The organism is Candidatus Magnetobacterium casense, from assembly GCF_019173545.1.
Classification (GTDB): Bacteria; Nitrospirota; Thermodesulfovibrionia; order Thermodesulfovibrionales; family Magnetobacteriaceae; genus Magnetobacterium; species Magnetobacterium cryptolimnobacter.
The window spans coordinates 1-3,038 of sequence record NZ_JABXWD010000391.1 but is presented as its reverse complement, the minus strand read 5'-3'; the positions used below and the strand labels follow the sequence as shown (position 1 = coordinate 3,038).

Here is a 3,038-nt window from a genome sequence, read left to right as displayed (position 1 = left end):
GTGCCTCACCCCCTCCGCCCCCCTTCAGAACCCCCTGCAAGGGGAGGGGCGAGGCGCCCCGGCCACGAAGAAGTCCCCTTGACCCCAAATACCCAGCCCCTCCCGTAACTAACACACTTTCTTTTTTCATAAACTTACCTCCTTATTAAAACACTGATTATGTACAATCAGAGAAGCAAAAGTCAAGCTGTCCTGACTTCCGCTCATTATCAGTATATACTAAAATGACACAGTTTTTTTCAGGCATGATAATTGAGTGTGAAATAATGGGGTCAAGGGGACTTCTTCGTGGCCGGGGCGCCTCGCCCCTCCCCTTGCAGGGGGTTCTGAAGGGGGGCGGAGGGGGTGAGGCACCCCTGCCACAAACCGCCCCTTTCTTTCTTGTATGCAAGCAATTTTGATACCCGAAAAAACTCAAGTCCGATCAGTATAGCATAGTTGTTGCGTGATATGTTAGCATATTCATTATGCCTTTGTTGAGAGTCAAGAGAGAAGGAGAAGAGGACGAGGTCATAGCAATATTGAAGGATGTTATGACCATCGGGAAGTTCTCCACGGACGGTACGTCGCATAACGACATCGGTCTTAATGACAAGACCGTATCTCGTCACCATGCACGGATATCCAGAAAAAACAACCAGTACTATATCGAAGACCTCAGAAGCAAAAACCACACCTACGTCAATGACCAGGAGATCAAACGGGTACACCTCAAAGACGGTGACGTGATAAGCATTGGGTTAAGCACAATCTTGTTTGAGACCGAACAGGTCAGGGAGTCGGACCCTACCCAACACACCCAGGTGTTTGAGGAGCTTGAGTTGTCAAAGACCGTTGATCTCAACTACCTTGTGATCCACCAGATAAGCGAAAAACTGACAAAGGTCACCAACCTCAACGAGTTCTATCAGTATGTAATGGACATGCTGCTGTTGACCATAAAGGCGGAAAAGTGCCTGCTGCTTATATCCGACAGTGACGGTGGTTTGCGTTGTCGTGCCTGCCGGGGTGGTGATAATACTTACAGCCGTAGCCTTGTGCAAAGGGTGTTGGATACAAATCAGGCAGTAAGCACTGATTCCAGAGACGACTATTCAACGCAGACGGCCTCCCGCGACGTTAAGGCGATTATCTGTGCGCCCATAACAGGAAACAATGTCCCTATTGGCGTCATATATCTTGAGGACAGCCGGTTTGAGCAGTTCAGTGAAAATGACCTGACCCTGCTCACCTCTGTTGCAAACAACGTGTCATCGGGTATAGAGCGCATATCCCTGTACGAAAAGATACGTGAAGAGGCCGTGATCAAGAGTAACCTGGAACGCTTCCTTTCCCCCGGCGTTGTAACAAAGGTGACTGAAGACAGCAAAAAGAAGGGACGTATATCCTTTGATGCGGAAAAACTCGACGCCTCGATCCTGTTTTCGGATATCAAGGGGTTTACCGCCATGTCGGAGCGCCTTGACCCGCACGAAATAGCCAGACTCCTAAACGACTACTTTGAGATCATGACGGCGATAGTCTTCCGGTACGAAGGCACGCTGGACAAGTACGTAGGGGATGCGGTTATGGCCGTTTTTGGGGCGCCGCTTCCGTATAAGCATCATGCCTGCAATGCGGTGCTTGCGGCCATTGAGATGCAGAATAAGCTCAAGGTCTTTAGGTCCGGCCTTGACAAGAGGCTGCAGTTTGACATACGGATCGGTATAAACACCGGCGAGGTGGTTACCGGCTACATGGGTTCCCCGCACAGGATGGAGTACACGGTACTAGGGGAGGCCGTCAACGTTGCCGCAAGACTTGAAGCGTTGGCACAGCCAGGCGGGATATTTATCGGCAAACTGACATATGAGCAGAGCAAAGACAAGATCGACTCCGCCTTCGTCGGAAGAGTAAAGACCCCAAAAGGTGAAAAAGACATGGACATCTACAAGGTGATCGGTTTAAAGAAGTCACAGCAGACCGGTTGAACTACACCGCAACCGGCAAATCAGGGAAAACCCAAGGGGGGCATTGCCCGCTATCGAAATGCGCTATAAAAACTACATCAGGTTGCTACGTCCGCGGCACTGGTTAAAGAATCTCTTTGTGCTTGCAGCGCCGTTTTTTGGTGCCGGATTGTTTCGCCCTGACAGGGTTGGCATGGCCGTAGTGTCCGTTATTGCGTTCTCTATGGCTGCCAGCGCCACATATATCATCAACGACATCATAGACAGAAAGAGGGACCTCCTGCATCCGGACAAGGCCCTGCGCCCCATTGCGGCTGGATTGGTTGGCATACGGGAGGCGTTAATCCTGTGGGGGGTGTTGCTGGGGGTGGCGCTGATGTTGGCATACAGGATAAACGTGGGATTTTTGTCCTGCGTGATAGTCTATGCAGTTGTTCAGATAGCGTACTGCCTGTATCTGAAGGGGGTTGCCCTTGTGGATGTGTTTATTGTGGCGATGGGTTTTGTCATCCGCGTGATAGCCGGTGGGGAGGCTTTTGGGATAGTTGTATCGGAATGGCTTCTGGTGTCGATGCTCATGGTATCTCTGATGCTTGCAACGGGCAAGCGTATCTCCGAGGCCGCCCTCCTGAGCGCCCTGGCAAAGAAGCACCGTAGCAGCATGGACGATTTCCCGCCCGAACTCCTGCATGACGTCCTGGCGATCACCTCCGCGGCATCCCTGATATCGTATGCGTTGTACACGGTTGAGCAGTCCAGGAACCTCGTCTACACCGTGCCCATTGTAACCTTTGGACTGTTCCGCTACCTGCACCTGGCCCATAAGGGCAAGGGCGACCCCACGGATGCCATGACATCAGACAAGTGGCTCGGACTTACCGTGCTGCTGTGGTTGGCAATAGTGGCGCTTTTGAGGTACAACTACTTCGTGTAAAGACAGCTATGAGGCGCTGCCCCCCCAGGCAATCGCATTTGACCGGAAGAAAAAAAAGAATGGGGAGCTTTGCTCCCCCTCAGACCCCCTCACAAGGGAGCACGGCCCCCTTGACCCCGTAAAGGGCTGGTTAATAAGTTGAGAAGTGGTTATTT

The 3,038-nt window shown here is 51.7% G+C and carries 2 protein-coding genes; both read left to right on the top strand.

Annotated elements, in window-relative coordinates; translation table 11 throughout:
- The first annotated feature begins 467 nt into the window (after nucleotides 1-467).
- Complete coding sequence (locus HWQ67_RS15355; RefSeq protein WP_218253564.1) at nucleotides 468-1,970, top strand: adenylate/guanylate cyclase domain-containing protein; 1,503 nt, start codon at nucleotides 468-470, stop codon at nucleotides 1,968-1,970.
- Between the two features lie 43 nt (nucleotides 1,971-2,013).
- Nucleotides 2,014-2,883, top strand: a complete 870-nt coding sequence (locus HWQ67_RS15350; protein ID WP_218253563.1) for a decaprenyl-phosphate phosphoribosyltransferase — start codon at nucleotides 2,014-2,016, stop codon at nucleotides 2,881-2,883.
- The last annotated feature ends 155 nt before the right edge of the window (nucleotides 2,884-3,038 follow it).

What these genes read in the sequence shown, in the direction of transcription:
- HWQ67_RS15355 (WP_218253564.1), top strand. Translation starts at nt 468, where the DNA reads ATGCCTTTGTTGAGAGTCAAGAGAGAAGGAGAAGAGGACGAGGTCATA.